The sequence below is a fragment of the Mycobacterium sp. genome (assembly GCF_019247615.1).
In the GTDB taxonomy this organism is placed as follows: domain Bacteria; phylum Actinomycetota; class Actinomycetes; order Mycobacteriales; family Mycobacteriaceae; genus Mycobacterium.
The window spans coordinates 1-16,678 of record NZ_JAFBAT010000283.1 but is presented as its reverse complement, the minus strand read 5'-3'; the positions used below and the strand labels follow the sequence as shown (position 1 = coordinate 16,678).

Here is a 16,678-nt window from a genome sequence, read left to right as displayed (position 1 = left end):
CGAAAGTCCGCTCGCAGGTTGGCGATTCGGTACGCGATTGACCTCGCCAGCGCCTACGTGGTCGCCGTCGTCAGCGCGACCGCCATTTTGATCCCGCTGCGGGGCCACACGTCGGTTGGCTTCGCCGAGAAGAACACCTCGACGGTGGTGGTTTTGGTGGTGCTGGGAACCATCAGTGTCGCGGTGGCGGGTGTCGTGACTCTCGTCCCGACGCTGCGCTGGTTTGCCGCGGGTGAGGAACCGAACGAGCAGCAGCGAAAAGCCGCACTGAAAATTGCCGGCCGTCAATCGGCGATCTTGTTCGTGGCCTGGGTGGTGGCCGGCGCCGTTCTGATGCTGCTCAATCGCGGCGGCGGAGCTGCGCTGCTGTTGCCAATTCTGCTTGGTGTGCTGCTCGGCGGACCGGCTGCCGCGGGCACCGGAATGCTGCTTGCCCAACGCACCCTGCGCCCCATCCTGGCCGCGGCCACGCTGCGTTCCGAGCCCCGCCTCCTGGTGCCCGGCGTCTTCGCGCGGCTGGTTCTGCTGTGGTTCCTGTGCAGCGCGCTTCCCATCGGGGTGATCGCCACCCTGGTCGTTCTGCGCTCGAAAGGCTGGCTCATCGAACGGTTCGCGTCGCTGGATGTCCCCGTTCTGATGGTGTCGCTGGCCGCGCTGGTGCTCGGGCTGCCGACCATGATTTTGGCGTCGCGGTCCATTTCCGATCCGCTCGACGAGGTCGTCGACGCGATGGCCGAGGTCGAGCATGGCCGCATCGCAACATACGTCGGCGCCTATGAGCGGTCCCAAATCGGGCGTCTGCAAACGGGATTCAACAAAATGGTCGCCGGGCTCGCCGAGCGGGACCGGTTGCGCGACCTGTTCGGACGCCACGTCGGAACTGACGTCGCCCAGCGCGCCATCCAAGAGGGCGCGTCGCTGTCCGGAGACGTGGTCGACGCGGCGGTCCTCTTCATCGACCTGGTGGGGTCGACGCGGCTCGCGGAAAGCCGTCCACCACAAGAGGTCGCCGAGGTGCTCAACGACTTCTTCCGGATTGTGGTCGATGCGGTCGACGAGCACCACGGCCTGATCAACAAATTCGCCGGCGACGCCGTGCTTGCCGTCTTCGGAGCGCCGTTGCGCACCAGTCAGCCGGGGTCAGCCGCGTTGGCGACGGCGCGCGCACTGGCCACCGAGCTGCGCCGGCTACCAGTCGATTTCGGCATCGGCGTCTCGGCGGGGCGGGTCTTCGCCGGCAATGTCGGCGCCGAAAACCGTTACGAGTACACCGTGATCGGCGACGCGGTCAACGAGGCTGCGCGGCTGGCCGACCTGGCCAAAACCGCCGACCGACGGATTTTGTGCTCGGCGGCGGCCATCGAACGGGCCGGCGAGGCCGAGCGGGCGCACTGGGCCGAATGCTATTCCACGGTCCTGCGTGGGCGTTCGGAAGCCACCCACGTCTCGGCACCGGCGGCCGCGGCTACTGGCTGACCTTCAGTGCCGCGATGACCCCATTGACGATGTTCGCGTTGCCCGCATCGCCGATCGGTGAGGCGCCCATGAAGATGGTGACCGGCTTGGTGTCCACCGCGATGATGACGACCGAGTCGCCTTTCACGCCGATCGAGGTGTCCGCGATCGTGATGTCGGCGTCCACTCGGGCGGCCTTGACCCCGTCGACGGTGATCGACGACGTCTTCTTCGGGCCCAGGGTCGGTGACGCATTCGAGTAGCCGGGCCCACTGGCCACGCAGTCCATCAACTTCGACGCTTGCGCACTGACGTTCATGCTGCTGACGAAGTTGGTTACGGCAACCTCGGCCAGGGTCATCCACCCCTTGGCGTTGGGCACCTCTTGGCCGACGCCCACCGCGCCGATGAGATTCGGGTTCTGGTCGTCCGAGAACGGCGCCCAACCGGGCGCCGCGGTGTCCGGGAACGAGAGCTTGCCCGCCCTGACCGGGCTACCGCCGGCGGGTTTCTCGCCGCCGGACACGTTGGGCGTGCACCCGGTCGCCGTCTGCTGAGAATTGTTGGGCTGCGAGGTCGGCGCCGCTGTGGTCGACGAGGGGGATGCCTTGTTCGACTTATTCCCACTGCTGAGGCCGATGACCAGGATCACCGCCAGCACGATGACGCCCAGCACCGCGACGCCCGCGAGGATCAGCCATGGCAGCTTCGAGCGCGGGCCGCCCGGTGGTGGTCCGGGTTGGTACGGGCCGCCCGGCCAGCCCGGAGGGGCCTGCTGCCCGGGCGGGGGGAACTGCTGCGGTGGATAGCCGCCCGCCGCATAGGGATTCGCACCGCCCTGCGTGTTGCCGTATGGGCCGCCGGGGGGTGGGTACGGGTAGCCGCCCGATGGCTGGCCGCCCCAATTCGGGGGCTGACCATAGGGATTGGTCCCGTAGGGATCCTGACCGTAGGGGCCGCCAGGAGGAGCCGTCATCGCCGAACCACCCTCACCCTCACTCAGTCCTGCAGCTTCACATTGTCATCCACGCGGGCCATCGCCAGCACGTCGAGCCGGCGGTCCAGCTCCTCGATCGACAGCTTGTCGCCAATCAGCCCCCGGTCGATGACGGTCTGGCGAATGGTCTTGTGTTCCTTGAGCGCCTGCTTGGCCACCGCGGCGGCTTCCTCGTAGCCGATGGCCGAGTTCAGCGGCGTCACGATCGAAGGGGAGGATTCGGCCAGCTCGCGCAGGCGTTCGATGTGGGCGGCCAGCCCGACAATGCAGCGCTCCGCGAACAACCTGGAGACGTTGGTCAACAACTTGAAGGACTCGAGGATGTTGCGGGCCATCATCGGGATGTAGACGTTGAGCTCGAAGGCGCCGTTGGCGCCGCCCCAGGCAACCGCGGCGTCGTTCCCGATCACCTGCGCGGCGACCTGCGTAACAGCCTCGGGCAGAACGGGATTCACCTTTCCCGGCATGATCGAGCTGCCCGGCTGCAGGTCCGGCAGCTGGATTTCGGCCAGGCCGGTCAGGGGACCCGATCCCATCCAGCGGATGTCGTTGGCGATCTTGGTCAACGACACCGCGATGGTGCGCAGCGCGCCGGACGCCTCGACCAGCCCGTCGCGGGCGGCCTGCGCCTCGAAAGAGTTTGTGGCCGTGCGCAGTTCGGACAAGCCCGTCGAAGCGATCAGGGTCTCGACCACCCGGGCGCCAAAGCCGTCGGGAGCGTTGAGGCCGGTGCCGACCGCGGTCCCGCCGATTGCCAGCTCACCCAGCCGCGGGAGGGTGGCGCGCACGCGCTCGATGCCGGCCTCGATCTGACGGGCGTACCCGCTGAACTCCTGGCCGAGCGTCACGGGCACGGCATCCATCAGGTGGGTGCGGCCCGACTTGACCACCGTGCGCCATTCACGCGCCTTGCTCGCCAGCGCGTCGTGCAGCACCTCGAGCGCCGGGATGAGGTGACGCACCGCCGCCTCGGTGGCCGCGATGTGGGTGGCTGTCGGGAACGTGTCGTTGGAAGACTGCGACATGTTGACGTCGTCGTTGGGGTGCACTTTAACCGGAGGGGTCGCCGTAGCCGCGATGGACGCGATGACCTCATTAGTGTTCATGTTCGAGCTTGTCCCCGAACCGGTTTGGAAGACGTCGATGGGGAACTGGTCGTCGTGGCGGCCGTCGGCGATCTCGGCGGCCGCGGCGATGATCGCGTCGGCCTTCTCCGGCGCCAGCAACCCGAGGTCCTTGTTCACCTGCGCACACGCACCTTTCAGCAGGCCCAAGGCCCGAATCTGGGCGCGCTCCAGGCCGCGGCCCGAGATCGGGAAGTTCTCCACGGCTCGCTGAGTTTGGGCGCGCCACAGGGCTTTTGCGGGCACCCGCACCTCGCCCATGGTGTCGTGCTCGATGCGGTACTCGGCTTCATCGGCCATTGATGAGGTCCTTGTTCTGTATTCGATTACGGCAGGGGATAGGCGGCAGAGCTGTCGCCGATGAAGTCGATGGCGGAATATTCGTTGAGCTTGGAAAGTCGGTGGTAGGCCTCGATCATGCGCACGGTGCCCGACTTGGAACGCATCACGATCGAGTGGGTGGTGCAACCGCCCGGATAGTAACGGACGCCGTTGAGCAGGTCGCCCTGGGTGACCCCGGTCGCGCAGAAGAAGACGTTCTCCCCGGATACCAAATCCTCGGTGGTCAATATCCGGTCCAGGTCGTAGCCGGCGTCGAGCGCCTTGCGGCGTTCGGCGTCGTCCTTGGGCGCCAGCTGGGCGTGAATGGCACCGCCCATGCAGCGGATGGCCGCGGCGGCGATGATGCCCTCGGGGGTACCGCCGATACCCGCCAGCATGTCGGTGCCGGAGTCGGGCCGGCAGGCCGAGATGGCGCCGGCCACGTCGCCGTCGGTGATCAGCCGGATGCGGGCTCCGGTGTCCCGCACGTCCTGGATCAATTGAGCGTGCCGCGGGCGGTCCAGGATGCACACGGTCATGTCGCGTACCGACAAGGCCTTGACCTTGGCGACCGCCCGGATGTTCTCGGCGATCGGCGCGGTGATGTCCAGCACGTTTGCGGCTTCCGGTCCGACCGCGATCTTGTTCATGTAGAACACCGCCGACGGATCAAACATGGCGCCGCGATCGGCGACCGCCAACACAGAGATGGCGTTCGGCATGCCCTTGCTCATCAGCGTCGTGCCGTCAACGGGGTCCACGGCGAAGTCGCATTCCGGGCCGTCACCGTTGCCGACCTCTTCGCCGTTGTAGAGCATCGGCGCCTGGTCTTTCTCGCCCTCCCCGATGACGACCACCCCGCGCATCGACACGGTGTTCACCAGCTCGCGTATCGCGTCGACCGCGGCGCCGTCGCCGCCTTCCTTGTCGCCGCGGCCCACCCAGCGGCCGGCGGCCATCGCGCCCGCCTCGGTGACCCGCACCAGTTCCAGGGCAAGGTTGCGGTCCGGTGCTTCGCCTCGCGGACGTGCCTGCGCGGGGTCGCGGCCAGTCGCGGCGGCGGGGCGGTCCCCCTCAACTGTCATGGCTGCAGATTGTCCCAGAAGCGAATCGGTCTGCTGAAACTGGGATACTCGGGGGATGACCGAGCAGCCGCAGCCGAACGTCGAGGTACGCGAGCCGGCTCCGGCGCCTCGACCCGCCAAGCCGCGGCTGCTGCAGGATGGCCGCGACATGCTGTGGTCGCTCGTACCGCTGGTGGTCGGTTGCATCCTGCTGGCGGGCCTGGTCGGCATGTGCTCGTTTCAACCGGGAGGGACGGGGAAGGGAGTTGTTCCGTCCTACGACGCGGCGACGGCCCTGCGGGCGGATGCCCAGACGCTGGGGTTCCCCATCCGATTGGCCCACCTGCCCGCCGGCTGGCAGCCCAACTCTGGCGGCCGGGGCGGCATCGAGAACAGCCGCACCGACCCGGCGACCGGTCAGCGGCTGCACGCGGCCACCTCGACGGTCGGATTCATCAGCCCCTCGGGCCTCTATCTGAGCCTCACGCAGAGCAACGCCGACGAGGACAGGCTGGTCGGCTCGATCCATCCGTCGGCGTATCCGACCGGCACGGTCGACGTCGACGGCACCAGCTGGATCGTCTATCGCGGGGTCGGACAGGACGGCGCCGCCGCCGAACCGATATGGACCACCAGGCTCAGCGGCCCGGCCGGCGCGACCCAGGTCGCGATCACCGGTGCGGGCAGCGCCGATCAGTTCCGTACGCTGGCGGCGGCCACACAATCGCAGCCGCCCCTGCCCGCACGCTGAAGGAAAGCACGTGACCGCACCGCACGCAGACCTCTCCGGATGGACGGTGGCGCCGTTTTCCGGTGGCGGCTACACCCACGACGTCTATCGGAAGGGCGCCGGCCCGGGTGTGGTGCTCATACCCGAGATACCCGGCATCCATCCCGCGGTGCTGGCCCTGGGTAATCACCTGGTGGACAACGGTTTCACCGTCGCCATGCCGTCACTGTTCGGGGAGCCGGGCAAGCCGAAGACCGTCGGCTACATCCTGAGCAGCATCAGCAGGGCTTGTGTCGCAAGGGAATTCGCTGCGTTCGCCACCAACAAGCAGCGGCCGGTCTCGTTGTTCCTGCGCGCGCTGGCCCGTGACCTCAACGCGTCGACGCCCGGCAAGGGGGTCGGCGTCATCGGGCAGTGCTTCACCGGTGGATTCGCATTGGCCGCCGCGGTCGACGACAGTGTGCTGGCTCCCGTGCTCAGCCAGCCGTCGGTGCCGCTGCCGTTGGGCCGTGCCCGACGCGCCGATCCAGGGCTCAGCGAGCCCGAGCTGGCCACCGTGGCCGAGCGCTGCGCCCGAGAAGGACTGTGCGCCATGGGGTTGCGATTCAGCGAGGACCGCACCGTCCCGCGGGAACGGTTCGCGACGCTCAAGCAGCGGCTCGGCGACGCGTTCGAGGTCATCGAAATCGACTCGAGCCCGGGCAACGAAGGCGGTTTCGGGAAGATGGCGCACTCGGTGCTCACCGACGAGGTGCGCGAGGTCGACGGCCAACCCGCCTACGAGGCCCGCAAACGGGTCGTCGAGTTTCTCACCGAGCGGCTCAGCTAGGGAAGCCCCGAACGCATGGCGATCGACAACCGGGTGGTCGACACCACCTACGGCCCCGTCCGCGGCACCCAAGACGGCGAGATCCGCACCTGGCGAGGCGTCCGGTACGCCGCACCGCCCGCCGGCGACCTGCGGTTCCGGCTTCCCGAGCCCCCCGAACGGTGGACCGAGGTGGTCGACGCCACCTCCTTCGGTCCGGCCTGCCCGCAGCCGTCCTTCCCGAACATGCCCCTCGACCTGGGTGCGCCGCAGGGTGAAGACTGCCTGCGCCTGAATATCTGGACGTCGTCGGGCACCGAGCCGGGTGACGGGAAGCCGGTGCTGGTGTGGCTGCACGGCGGCGCCTACATCCTGGGATCGGGCAGTCAGCCACTGTATGACGGACGCAGGCTGGCCGCAGGTGGCGACGTCGTCGTGGTGACGGTCAACTATCGGCTCGGAGCGCTGGGCTTTCTCGACCTGTCGTCGTTCAGCACCGCCGGGCGCCGCTTCGATTCCAACATCGGTGTGCACGACGTGCTGGCGGCGTTGCGCTGGGTGCGGGACAACATAGCGGCGTTCGGGGGTGATCCCCAACGCGTCACGCTGTTCGGGGAATCGGCAGGCGCGGGCATCGTCACGACGCTGCTCGCCGCCCCCGCGGCCGAGGGGTTGTTCGCCGGCGCGATCGCTCAGAGCTCGCCGGCCACGTCGGTCTACGACCGCGAGAGGGCACAGCGTGTCGCGGTCAGCGTCCTGGACAAGATGGGAGTGACCCCGTCCGACGCCGGCAGGTTGGTCGAAGCGCCGATCGCCGCGATCATCGCCGCATCGCAAGAGGTCTTCGACGAGGTCCCTGTGCGAAATCCGGGTACGCTCGCGTTCGTCCCGATCGTCGACGGTGAGCTGCTGCACGACTACCCGGTCAAGCTGGCGCAGCAGGGCCGCACGCACCCCGTCCCAGTGATCATCGGCAGCAACAAGCGTGAGGCGGCGCTCTTCCGGCTGATGCGCTCGCCGCTGATGCCGGTCACCCCGCGTGCGATCACGTCGATGTTCACCCAGATTGCCGCCGAGCAGCCCGACCTGCAATTGCCCACTCAGGAGCAGATCGTGTCGGCGTACTCCCGAATGCCGCGCCGGGCAAGATATTTGAGCATCGCGACCGACGTCGGGTTCCGCATGCCGTCGGTGTGGCTGTCGGAGGGCCACCGGCGGGTGGCGCCGGTGTATCTGTACCGATTCGACTACTCGACCCCGTTGCTGAAGCTCCTGCTGGTCGGCGCCGCCCACGCCACCGAATTACCTTATGTGTGGGGCAATCTCGGTGCGCCGAAGGACCCGACCTTGAAGCTCGGCGGCGTCAAGACCGCGAAGGCGGTCTCGAAGCGGGTGCGTACCCGCTGGCTCAACTTCGCCGCCTACGGCAAGCCCGCGGGCGTCGGCGGCGAGCCGGATTGGGCTCCGTACCAGGTCCCCGACCGTGCCTGCCTGATCATCGGCAGGCGCGACACCGTCGTCCGCGACGTCGACGCCGGCATCCGGGCCGCCTGGGGCACCGAGATGGTCAGCTTCCGCTGATCGCCGGCGGCGACGAGAAATCGCGCGTCGACCGTGGGCGATATGGACGAAAATTCGTCAAAACCCGTACCTAGCCACCACGGTCGGTGAGCAGAGGAGACGCGAGCCGCCGGCTGGCTTTCGTTGTGCTCTACTCCGGTGGCGGGCTTGCAACCACGGACGCCACGTGGGGTTTGGACGCCGCCTTGACCTGCTCGAAAAGTTCCTTGTAGTACGGCAGGCACTCGGCCATCGCCTGCTCGGTGGTGAACAGCGGACGATAGCCCAGGTCGCGCTCGGCCTTCGCGATTGAAAAATAGTTGTCAATGTAAAGGCGTTGGACGGCATTGGGTTCCAGCGGCGGTTTGGGCAACCCGAACCGGAAGTGCAACTGCTGCCACACCGCCATCACGTCGCGCACCAGCCGGCCGGAGACCCGCGCACGCGGCCAACGTACGCCACAGGCCGTGACTACCGGTCGAGCGAACTCGAACATGTTGATGGGTTCACCGTCGTTGATGAAGTAAGCCTGGCCGGGTGCGGTTCCGCCGGGGACGAGATGCTCGGCGGCCAGGATGAACCCGTGAATGAGGTTGTGCACGTACGAGTTGTCCAGCTTGGCGTTTTTCCCGCCGACGAGCACCTTCAGGTAGCCGGCCACGACGCTTTCGAACAACCGCTTGAACATGGTCTGGTCGCCGCGGCCCCAGATGCCGCTCGGCCGGATGGAACAGGTCAGCACGCCACCGTTGCCGTTCTCGGAGAGCACGAATTTCTCGGCAGCCACCTTGGTTTCGGTGTACAGGGAGTCGAACCGTGTGGTGTACGGCATGGTTTCGTCGCCGCCGGCAATGCGCTGACCGCCCATCACCACGCTGTTCGATGCGGTGTATACGAACCGCTTCACGCCGGCCGCCTGCGCGGCGCGTAGCAGGTTCTTGGTGCCGTCGACATTGACGGCGAAGCTGCGCCGCCGGTATTCCTCGGACGCCGACGCCCCGCCCATCAGCTCGATGATCGCCGCAGTGTGGAACACCGTGTCGATGCCGTCCACCGCCTTGGCGCAGACGGTCGGGTCGGTGATGTCGCCCTGTAGCACCTCCAGGCGGTCGTGCTCGGGCAGCCGTGTCGGGGCCCGGTCGAAGGAGCGGACGTGGTATCCGCGGTCGAGCAAGGTGGTCACCAGGTTGGCGCCGACAAAACCCGAGCCGCCGGTGACCAGGACGCGGCCGAGTTCGGTTGTCAGTGATGGATCACCCATGCCGGAAGCATACTGAAACGTGTTCCAAATTTGAAAACAAATGGCGGATCGACCCCGCGGACCCGACGGGTTTCAGCCCTCCTCGGCGCGGCCCGCGGCCAGGGTGTCCTCGACTCGCTTACGTGCGCCAGCTAAATGCTCTTCGCACCTTTTTGCGAGTTGTTCCCCTTTTTCCCATAGTTGCAGCGACGTCTCGAGGTCCAACCCGCCCTGTTCCAGGGCCCGCACCACTTCGATCAGCTGGTCCCGGCAAGCTTCATAGCCGAGCTGACTAATAGGCGTAACCGGATGGTCGTCGCTAGTGACCATCGGTCAGCCCCTCACTTACCGCCCCCACGGCCCCGTCGGCGACCCGTATGCGCAGCCGGGTGCCCGGCGGCGCGTCGCCGACCGACCTCAACACCGCCGCAGCCCCGGCGTCGGGAACCGTCTGCACCACGGCGTAGCCGCGGGCCAACGTGGCCGCCGGGCCGAGCGTGGCCAGCCGGGCGCTCAGATGACCGATACGGTCGGTTTCGGCCTCGACCAGCCGACCGATGTCGCGGCGGACCGCCGAGCGGGCACGGTGAATCTCGTCGGCGCGTGCCGTCAGCGCCGCCAGCGGGTCGGCCAACACCGGTCGGCTGCGCAACTGGGTCAGCGCGCGCTGTTCGCGAGACACCCAATTGCGCAACGCCTGCGCGCTGCGCCGGCGCAGGTCCTCGACGAGCCGGCGCTCGGCTGCGGTGTCGGGCACCGCCGTCTTGGCCGCGTCGGTGGGCGTGGCGGCGCGCAGGTCGGCCACCAGGTCGCACAGCGGATTGTCGGGCTCGTGCCCGACCGCGCTGATCACCGGCGTGCGGCACGCCGCGATCGCGCGGCACAGCGTCTCGTCCGAGAACGGCAGCAGGTCCTCAACGCTGCCGCCGCCGCGGGCCAGCACGATCACGTCGACCTCAGGTTCGCGGTCGAGTTCGGCCAACGCCTCGACGATCTGCGGGACCGCGTTCGGCCCCTGGACCGCGGTGTTTCGCACGGCGAAACGCACCGCCGGCCAGCGCCCGCCCGCCACCGTCATGACGTCGCGTTCCGCGGCGCTGGCCCGACCCGTGATCAGGCCTATCATGTTGGGCAGGAAGGGGATTGGCCGCTTGAGCCTCGGGTCGAAGAGTCCTTCGGCGGCCAGCAGCCGGCGCAACCGGTCAATGCGCGCCAGCAGCTCGCCGACGCCAACGGCACGAATCTCGCTGAGCCGCAAGGAAAACGAGCCCCTCCCGGTATAGAAGGAGGGCTTGCCGCACACCACCACCTGAGCGCCTTCGGCCAGTTTGACCGGCGCATCCAGGACGAGGTCGCGCGGACAGGTCACGGTCAGCGACATGTCGGCGGCCGGATCACGCAACACCATGAACACGGTCTTGGAGTCGGGCCGCATGGTGATCTGGGCCAGCTGGCCCTCAACCCACACCGTGCCGAGCTTGTCGATCCAGCCGGCGACCCGGATCGCTACCGCCCGCACCGGAAAGGGGTTCTCCGCGGAGTTGAGCTGGGAGGTCACTTCGCGTTCGCGCGGGTGATCCTGTTGGCGAGCAGCGTCTGGAACGGTGCACGGGCCTTCGTGGCCTGCTCATAGGCCAGCAGCGCCTCGAGCTCGTCGACATCGAGCGACTGCAGCCGGGCCCGCAGCTGGGCCAGCGTCAGCGTCGGATAGTCCAGTTCGGCGGCCACCGGCGGTTCCGGAATCGCCGGTGCCTTCGTGGCTTTTGTGCCTTTTGTGCCTTTTGTGGCTTTTGCGCTGGCCGCACCCGACTTCGTCGACTGGGCCGCGGCGTTGGTCGGCGGATTGGCGGCCTCGGGCGCGTCGGTAATCGAGTACAACGCGAACCGTCCCTCGGCCCGGCGATCGGCGTCGCCGCCCTCGGGCGATGCGACAGCGTCAGCCCCGGAGATCTCGGCGGCATCCGGCAGGTCCTCGTCGAAGGTCGCCCACTCCGGTTTCTCCTCCTTCGGCGGGAACAAGGACTCCAGCGTGCTGTCCCCCTTGATCGCCAGCTCGGCCAGGTTCTGCTGAAATCGCATCACCAGGTGTGCTGCCGTGCTGGCCAGGGTCATGGGGTACATCAGGATGGTCTTCGGCAGCTTCATTGTCTCCTCGACGGCGACTGTCGCCGCGCCGACCAACAGCCGAACTCCGTACGGTGCAGTAGCCATGTGACCAAGACTGCCTCAAGGGGCGGCTAACGCCAAGCCGCGCGCCGTGTGCCGGCGGGACCACGTGCCCTCGATGTCGGGGGTAAGTACCCTGAATGTCATGCCGCCGACTGTTGACGTGGGAATCCCCGGCGCCGTGAAGTCCGCGAAAGCCACGGAACCAGCCCGCAGGAGGGTTCTGCTGGCCGAGCCGCGCGGGTATTGCGCGGGCGTGGACCGGGCCGTGGAGACGGTGGAGCGGGCGCTGGAAAAGCACGGGGCACCGGTCTACGTGCGCCACGAGATCGTGCACAACCGCCACGTGGTGGACACCCTGGAGAAGGCTGGGGCGGTGTTCGTCCAGGAAACCAACGAGGTGCCCGAGGGCGCCATCGTGGTGTTCTCCGCACACGGAGTCGCACCCACCGTGTACGCCGCCGCCGCCGAACGCAGTCTGCGCACCATCGATGCCACTTGCCCGTTGGTGACCAAGGTGCACAACGAAGCCAGGCGATTCGCGCGGGACGACTACGACATCCTGCTCATCGGTCATGAGGGCCACGAGGAGGTCATCGGAACCGCCGGCGAAGCGCCCGATCACGTGCAGCTGGTCGACGGGGTCGAGGCGGTGGACGGCGTGACGGTACGCGACGAGAACAAGGTGGTCTGGCTGTCGCAGACCACGCTGTCGGTCGACGAAACGATGGAGATCGTCGAGCGGCTACGGCAACGTTTCCCCAAGCTGCAGGACCCGCCCAGCGACGACATCTGCTACGCCACCCAAAACCGGCAGGTCGCGGTCAAGGCGATGGCCCCCGAATGTGAGCTGGTCATCGTCGTCGGATCGCGCAACTCGTCGAATTCGGTGCGGCTGGTGGAAGTGGCGCTCGGCGGCGGAGCCGCGGCCGCTCACCTGGTGGATTGGGCCGACGACATCGACCCGGCGTGGTTGGACGGCGTCACCACGGTGGGGGTCACCTCGGGTGCGTCGGTCCCCGAGGTGTTGGTGCGTGGTGTGCTGGAGCGGCTCGGCGAATGCGGATACGACCTGGTCCAGCCGGTGACGACGGCCCAGGAGACCCTGGTGTTCGCGCTGCCGCGGGAAATCCGCTCGGCCCTTTAAACGTCGTACTCCCAGGACTCCGCAGGGGGCGCGGGCGGCCGTGATCGGCTGCGGCGCTCGGCGCGCGGCTCGCCGCCCGGCTCGGGCCGGGACTCATTCACCGGCGCCTGCCCGCGGTAGCGGACGCGCGAGATCGGGTGATGTGTCGGCGTTGCGCCGTTTGGCCCACCGGCAGCTGCGCGCCGGCGCCGGGGAGGCTCGTAGGCTGGGTCCGCCTCGTACGGCGCATAGCGATTGAAACGCCCGCTGGCGCCGGGCGGCTCGTACCTGTCCTCGTACCTGTCCCCGTACCGGTTCGGGCCGTCGAAGCGGCTGCTACGTGGCATTTCCTGGTCGTACGGCCACTCGTAGGGATTGGCCCCGTTCCGCCGCGTTTCGCGACGGGTTTCTCGCGGCGGCTGCCCGAGTGGCTCGGGATCGCCCTGCGGCCGGGGACGACGGCGGGTCCGGCCCGGGATGTCGGCAGGATCGGCGTCGCGGGGACGGGCCTGGCGCCGCCGCCGGGGGCGCTCTGCGACGGGCTCGTGGTCGTCCTCCGTGGCCGGCCGCGCGTGCCGGGAATGGGTTCGGGTGGGGCGTGTGGCGGACCGACCGCCACGCGCCGACCGGTCGCTGCGGGCGGTGGCCTCCCGAGAGGTGCGCGCGCGAGTGCGCCGTGGCGGTGCCGCCTCCCCGGGATCGCCGCCGAGATCCTCGTCGTGGGTGCCCGGCGCAAGAAGCGAACCCAGCTTCGCGGCAACGGCGCCGATGAAGGAGTGTGATCGGGCCGACTCGCCGGTTTGGTCGCCGTGCGCGGTCTCGGTCCCTGTCCGCTGCGACTTCCCGAAAAACCACCTGATCAGACCGATCAGCAGTACGCCACCGGCGGTGCCGAGCATCATGGGGAACCGCTCGATGAGCGGATAGCCGCAGTTGATCAGGAGGTCTTTGAGGTTGCCGATTTTGCGTCCGTGGAAAAGCCAGTAGGCACCGGGTACCGCGCAGAAAAGTATCAGCGGAGGCTGAATGATCGCGGTGAACACGCCCTCCTGGCGAACGGCCAGGACCGCGGCCACGCAGCCGGCGATATAGAAGATGGCGAAGACGTGGGTCAGCTCCTTGTGACCCGATCCGGCATCGATGCCGTACCCGATCGCGGTCGCGGTGAGGGCAATGACCAGCGCGGCCCACCACGGAACGCCCGGGATGTTCGGGTGGATCGAACGGTGGCCGGCCTCGACCGCCGACGCTTCGCGCTGTGCTGACACATGTAGACCGTACCGGGAATGTGCCGAAACGCCCGTAAAGACCTTATCGAGATGCCGGGCGCGCCATGGGTCGGCGCCCAGCAACCTAGACTTGATTCCCCGTGAGCCTGAGCCTGGGAATCGTGGGCCTGCCCAACGTCGGCAAATCCACGCTGTTCAACGCACTGACCCGAAGTGACGTGGTGGCGGCCAATTATCCGTTTGCGACGATCGAACCCAACGAGGGTGTGGTCGCGCTGCCGGACCCGCGGCTGGCCAAACTCGCGGAGCTTTTTCATTCCGAGCGCATCGTCCCGGCGCCGGTCACTTTCGTAGACATCGCCGGGCTGGTCAAGGGAGCCTCCGAAGGCGCCGGGCTGGGTAACAAGTTCCTGGCGCACATTCGCGAGTGCGACGCCATCTGCCAGGTGGTCCGGGTTTTTTCCGACGACGATGTGACGCACGTCGCAGGCGGGGTCGACCCCAAATCCGACATCGAGGTCGTCGAGACCGAATTGATTCTGGCGGATTTGCAGACCCTGGAGCGGGCGCTGCCGAGGCTGGAGAAGGAGGCTCGAACCAACAAGGAGCGCAAGCCGATGTACGACGCGGCGGTGGCGGCTCAGGCGACATTGGACGGTGGGACGACCCTGTTCGCCGCGGGCGTCGACGTCTCGCCGCTGCGCGAGCTCAACCTGCTGACCACCAAACCATTCCTGTACGTCTTCAACGCCGACGAGTCCGTGCTGACCGACGCTGCGCGGGTCGCCGAGTTGCGTCGGCTCGTCGCGCCCGCCGACGCGGTGTTCCTGGACGCCGCCATCGAATCGGAGCTGACCGAGCTCGACGACGAGTCGGCCGCCGAGCTGCTGGAATCGATCGGGCAGACCGAGCGGGGGCTCGACGCCCTGGCCCGTGCGGGTTTTCACACCCTGAAACTGCAGACGTTCCTGACTGCCGGCCCAAAAGAGGCGCGGGCGTGGACAATTCACCAAGGCGACACCGCGCCCAAGGCGGCCGGGGTGATTCACAGCGATTTCGAAAAGGGTTTCATCAAGGCCGAGATCGTGTCCTACGACGACCTGATCGCCGCCGGGTCGATGGCGGCGGCCAAGGCCGCCGGCAAGGTCCGCATGGAAGGCAAGGACTACGTCATGGCCGACGGGGATGTGGTCGAATTTCGCCACGGACAAGCGTCGGCGTCGAAGAAATAGCCGACGGCTTACCAGACGTGCGTTCGACGTTCCGCTGACCACAATCGGCGGTCCGTACGCGACGTTACCGACTTCCGGCTCCCGGCAACGTCCCGGCAGTCCAAGAAGTGCGGCAGTTGCCCGTACCTACCTCCGGTCGGCGGGGATGCTGATCCGCGTAGCCGCGGGCTGGACCGATGGCGTCGTCGACTTCGGCGGGGCCGTACTGGGGGCAGTGGGAGCCCTCCTCGGGACGCTCGGGGCGGCAATGGAGCCGTATTGCGGACAGTAGGCCTGGATCGCGGCGCCCGTGAAGTAGGCGGCGTTGAGCGGGGGCCAATGCGTTACGTCGGTGACTTTGGTTACCAGCTCCGCGTTGGGGGTATTGGGGTTATTGCTCAGGGTGGCGCAGACCACATTTTTCGCGACCTGGATTGCTTTGTCGGGGGCGCCGTAATCCATGCCGGACGTGCCGAGGTTCGTGAGGAACGCGTCGTCGGTGGTGTCCGCATAGGCCGGCACAGCCAATCCGACGGCAAGGGCTAATAAGGCGACGGCTCTCACCACGATGAATCCTCCTCGTCACAAGACTCACGGCGTCGGGTGAGCAGCGCTGGACCTAACGCAACGTTCATCGCAGTTTAGCGAGCACCGGGACGCGACCGCGCCGTTCGGGCTCTCCAGCACGCCGAGCGGTGAAGCTGACGAGCTGTCACGGCGGCGAGTCATCCAAACGGCCACGCTGAGCGTGCTTGGCCGGCCGGTGACGTTTCGGTCGATGACCCTACGGGCCGGGGTGCCGCGGAATACCGGCGTCTAGTTTGCTGCGAATGTGGCGCACGCCATTGCCGAATTTGCACATGACGCACGACACAATTTTTGGCGGCCAATGACCTTTCTTGTTAGCGTCCCTGCCCATGGTTGTTCTGGCAGCATTAATGTCGCTTATCAATCAGGTTTCCGGTACGCCTTATGTTGTGGGCGGGGATACGCCCGCGGGAACCGACTGCTCCGGGCTGGCTTCATGGATTGCCAACGCGGCGGCCGACAGGCCGATTTTCGGCAGCCGATTCAATACGGGAAACGAGGAAGCAGCGTTATTAGCGCGGGGCTTTCAATACGGAACCGCGCCCAATGCGTTGGTGATCGGTTGGAACGGCGGCCATACGGCTGTAACCCTGCCGGACGGCACCGCCGTGTCCAGTGGTGAACGCGGCGGCGTCCACGTCGGCGGCGCTGGCGCCTACCAGGCCGGATTCACCCACCACATGTTCTTACCGATGCCGCCCGATGGCGACGCCGCATTGCCTCCGCCCCCGGATGCGCCGCCTCCGCCGCCGGACGCTCCGCCCCCGCCGGATGCGCCGCCCGTTCTTGTCGACGCGCAAGTTCCACCTCCGCCAGCCCCCGATTTGCCGCCTCCCGGCGACGCTGGAATTGCGGCTCTATAACAAATCAATGCCAGCCCAGCGATCGCACGGAATTCAGCGGTCACTCTGATCCGTGCGAATTCCTATCACATACCCGGCTGGCTTGCACCGCCGGTTCCCGGCGCGCATCAATTCCATGAAGTGCCAGTAGACGAGTTTGTCTGATGCGGTCAATACCGGCCCCCGGTCGAGATTTGCTGAAGGCGGGACATGAGCC

The 16,678-nt window shown here is 67.4% G+C and carries 15 protein-coding genes and 1 pseudogene; 7 read left to right on the top strand and 9 right to left on the bottom strand.

Features of this window, described 5'->3' with window-relative positions:
- The first annotated feature begins 18 nt into the window (after nucleotides 1–18).
- Nucleotides 19–1,476: an adenylate/guanylate cyclase domain-containing protein gene (locus JO059_RS19630; protein ID WP_293321815.1), complete on the top strand. Its 1,458-nt coding sequence runs from the start codon at nucleotides 19–21 to the stop codon at nucleotides 1,474–1,476.
- On the opposite strand, the gene JO059_RS19625 is transcribed toward JO059_RS19630, so the two are convergent.
- The 3 genes from JO059_RS19625 to glpX are packed head-to-tail and all read right to left on the bottom strand — an operon-like array spanning nucleotide 1,466 to nucleotide 4,982.
- Nucleotides 1,466–2,431, bottom strand: coding sequence for a hypothetical protein (locus JO059_RS19625; RefSeq protein WP_293321753.1), 966 nt, complete (start codon nucleotides 2,429–2,431; stop codon nucleotides 1,466–1,468). The genes JO059_RS19630 and JO059_RS19625 overlap by 11 nt on opposite strands.
- A gap of 23 nt (nucleotides 2,432–2,454) precedes the next feature.
- Entirely contained in the window at nucleotides 2,455–3,876 is a 1,422-nt protein-coding gene (locus JO059_RS19620) for a class II fumarate hydratase (protein ID WP_293321751.1), read from the bottom strand.
- Nucleotides 3,877–3,902: 26 nt separating this feature from the next.
- Nucleotides 3,903–4,982 carry a class II fructose-bisphosphatase gene (gene glpX / locus JO059_RS19615; RefSeq protein WP_293321749.1) on the bottom strand — a complete coding sequence of 360 codons (1,080 nt, stop codon included), beginning with the start codon at nucleotides 4,980–4,982 and terminating at the stop codon, nucleotides 3,903–3,905.
- A 55-nt stretch (nucleotides 4,983–5,037) separates the two neighbouring features.
- Here glpX and JO059_RS19610 point away from each other — a divergent pair, with 55 nt between their 5' ends.
- From JO059_RS19610 to JO059_RS19600, 3 genes are read left to right on the top strand one after another with little or no spacing between them, the layout of a single operon-like run.
- Complete coding sequence (locus tag JO059_RS19610; RefSeq protein ID WP_293321747.1) at nucleotides 5,038–5,712, top strand: DUF4245 domain-containing protein; 675 nt, start codon at nucleotides 5,038–5,040, stop codon at nucleotides 5,710–5,712.
- 10 nt (nucleotides 5,713–5,722) lie between these two features.
- Nucleotides 5,723–6,520: a dienelactone hydrolase family protein gene (locus tag JO059_RS19605; protein WP_293321745.1), complete on the top strand. Its 798-nt coding sequence runs from the start codon at nucleotides 5,723–5,725 to the stop codon at nucleotides 6,518–6,520.
- 15 nt (nucleotides 6,521–6,535) lie between these two features.
- The gene (locus JO059_RS19600) at nucleotides 6,536–8,080 is read left to right on the top strand and encodes a carboxylesterase/lipase family protein (protein WP_293321743.1); all 1,545 of its coding nucleotides are present in this window, start codon (nucleotides 6,536–6,538) and stop codon (nucleotides 8,078–8,080) included.
- 130 nt (nucleotides 8,081–8,210) lie between these two features.
- Here the strand turns inward: JO059_RS19600 and JO059_RS19595 are convergent, their stop codons facing one another.
- The 4 genes from JO059_RS19595 to JO059_RS19580 all read right to left on the bottom strand — a co-directional run bounded on the left by JO059_RS19595 (nucleotide 8,211) and on the right by JO059_RS19580 (nucleotide 11,510).
- A complete protein-coding gene (locus JO059_RS19595; RefSeq protein WP_293321741.1) occupies nucleotides 8,211–9,320 on the bottom strand; it encodes an NAD-dependent epimerase/dehydratase family protein in 1,110 nt (369 codons plus the stop codon).
- Nucleotides 9,321–9,392: 72 nt separating this feature from the next.
- Complete coding sequence (locus JO059_RS19590) at nucleotides 9,393–9,629, bottom strand: exodeoxyribonuclease VII small subunit (protein ID WP_293321739.1); 237 nt, start codon at nucleotides 9,627–9,629, stop codon at nucleotides 9,393–9,395.
- On the bottom strand, nucleotides 9,619–10,857 hold the full coding sequence (gene xseA / locus JO059_RS19585; protein ID WP_293321737.1) for an exodeoxyribonuclease VII large subunit: 1,239 nt from the start codon (nucleotides 10,855–10,857) through the stop codon (nucleotides 9,619–9,621). The genes JO059_RS19590 and xseA overlap by 11 nt, the downstream gene beginning before the upstream one ends.
- Entirely contained in the window at nucleotides 10,854–11,510 is a 657-nt protein-coding gene (locus tag JO059_RS19580) for a lipid droplet-associated protein (protein WP_293321735.1), read from the bottom strand. Before JO059_RS19580 ends, xseA begins: the two co-directional genes overlap by 4 nt.
- Before the next feature lie 100 nt (nucleotides 11,511–11,610).
- Here JO059_RS19580 and JO059_RS19575 point away from each other — a divergent pair, with 100 nt between their 5' ends.
- Complete coding sequence (locus JO059_RS19575) at nucleotides 11,611–12,612, top strand: 4-hydroxy-3-methylbut-2-enyl diphosphate reductase (RefSeq protein ID WP_293321733.1); 1,002 nt, start codon at nucleotides 11,611–11,613, stop codon at nucleotides 12,610–12,612.
- Here the strand turns inward: JO059_RS19575 and JO059_RS19570 are convergent.
- Nucleotides 12,609–13,859 carry a DUF6542 domain-containing protein gene (locus JO059_RS19570; RefSeq protein WP_293321731.1) on the bottom strand — a complete coding sequence of 417 codons (1,251 nt, stop codon included), beginning with the start codon at nucleotides 13,857–13,859 and terminating at the stop codon, nucleotides 12,609–12,611. The genes JO059_RS19575 and JO059_RS19570 overlap by 4 nt on opposite strands.
- Before the next feature lie 101 nt (nucleotides 13,860–13,960).
- Here JO059_RS19570 and ychF point away from each other — a divergent pair, with 101 nt between their 5' ends.
- Nucleotides 13,961–15,052 carry a redox-regulated ATPase YchF gene (gene ychF, locus JO059_RS19565; protein ID WP_293321729.1) on the top strand — a complete coding sequence of 364 codons (1,092 nt, stop codon included), beginning with the start codon at nucleotides 13,961–13,963 and terminating at the stop codon, nucleotides 15,050–15,052.
- Between the two features lie 126 nt (nucleotides 15,053–15,178).
- Here the strand turns inward: ychF and JO059_RS19560 are convergent, their stop codons facing one another.
- Nucleotides 15,179–15,598: a DUF732 domain-containing protein gene (locus JO059_RS19560; RefSeq protein ID WP_293321727.1), complete on the bottom strand. Its 420-nt coding sequence runs from the start codon at nucleotides 15,596–15,598 to the stop codon at nucleotides 15,179–15,181.
- Between the two features lie 350 nt (nucleotides 15,599–15,948).
- On the opposite strand from JO059_RS19560, the pseudogene JO059_RS19555 reads away from it, so the two are divergent.
- Nucleotides 15,949–16,314 (top strand): annotated as a pseudogene (locus JO059_RS19555) (peptidoglycan endopeptidase); the annotation flags it as partial.
- Nucleotides 16,315–16,678: the final 364 nt, after the last annotated feature.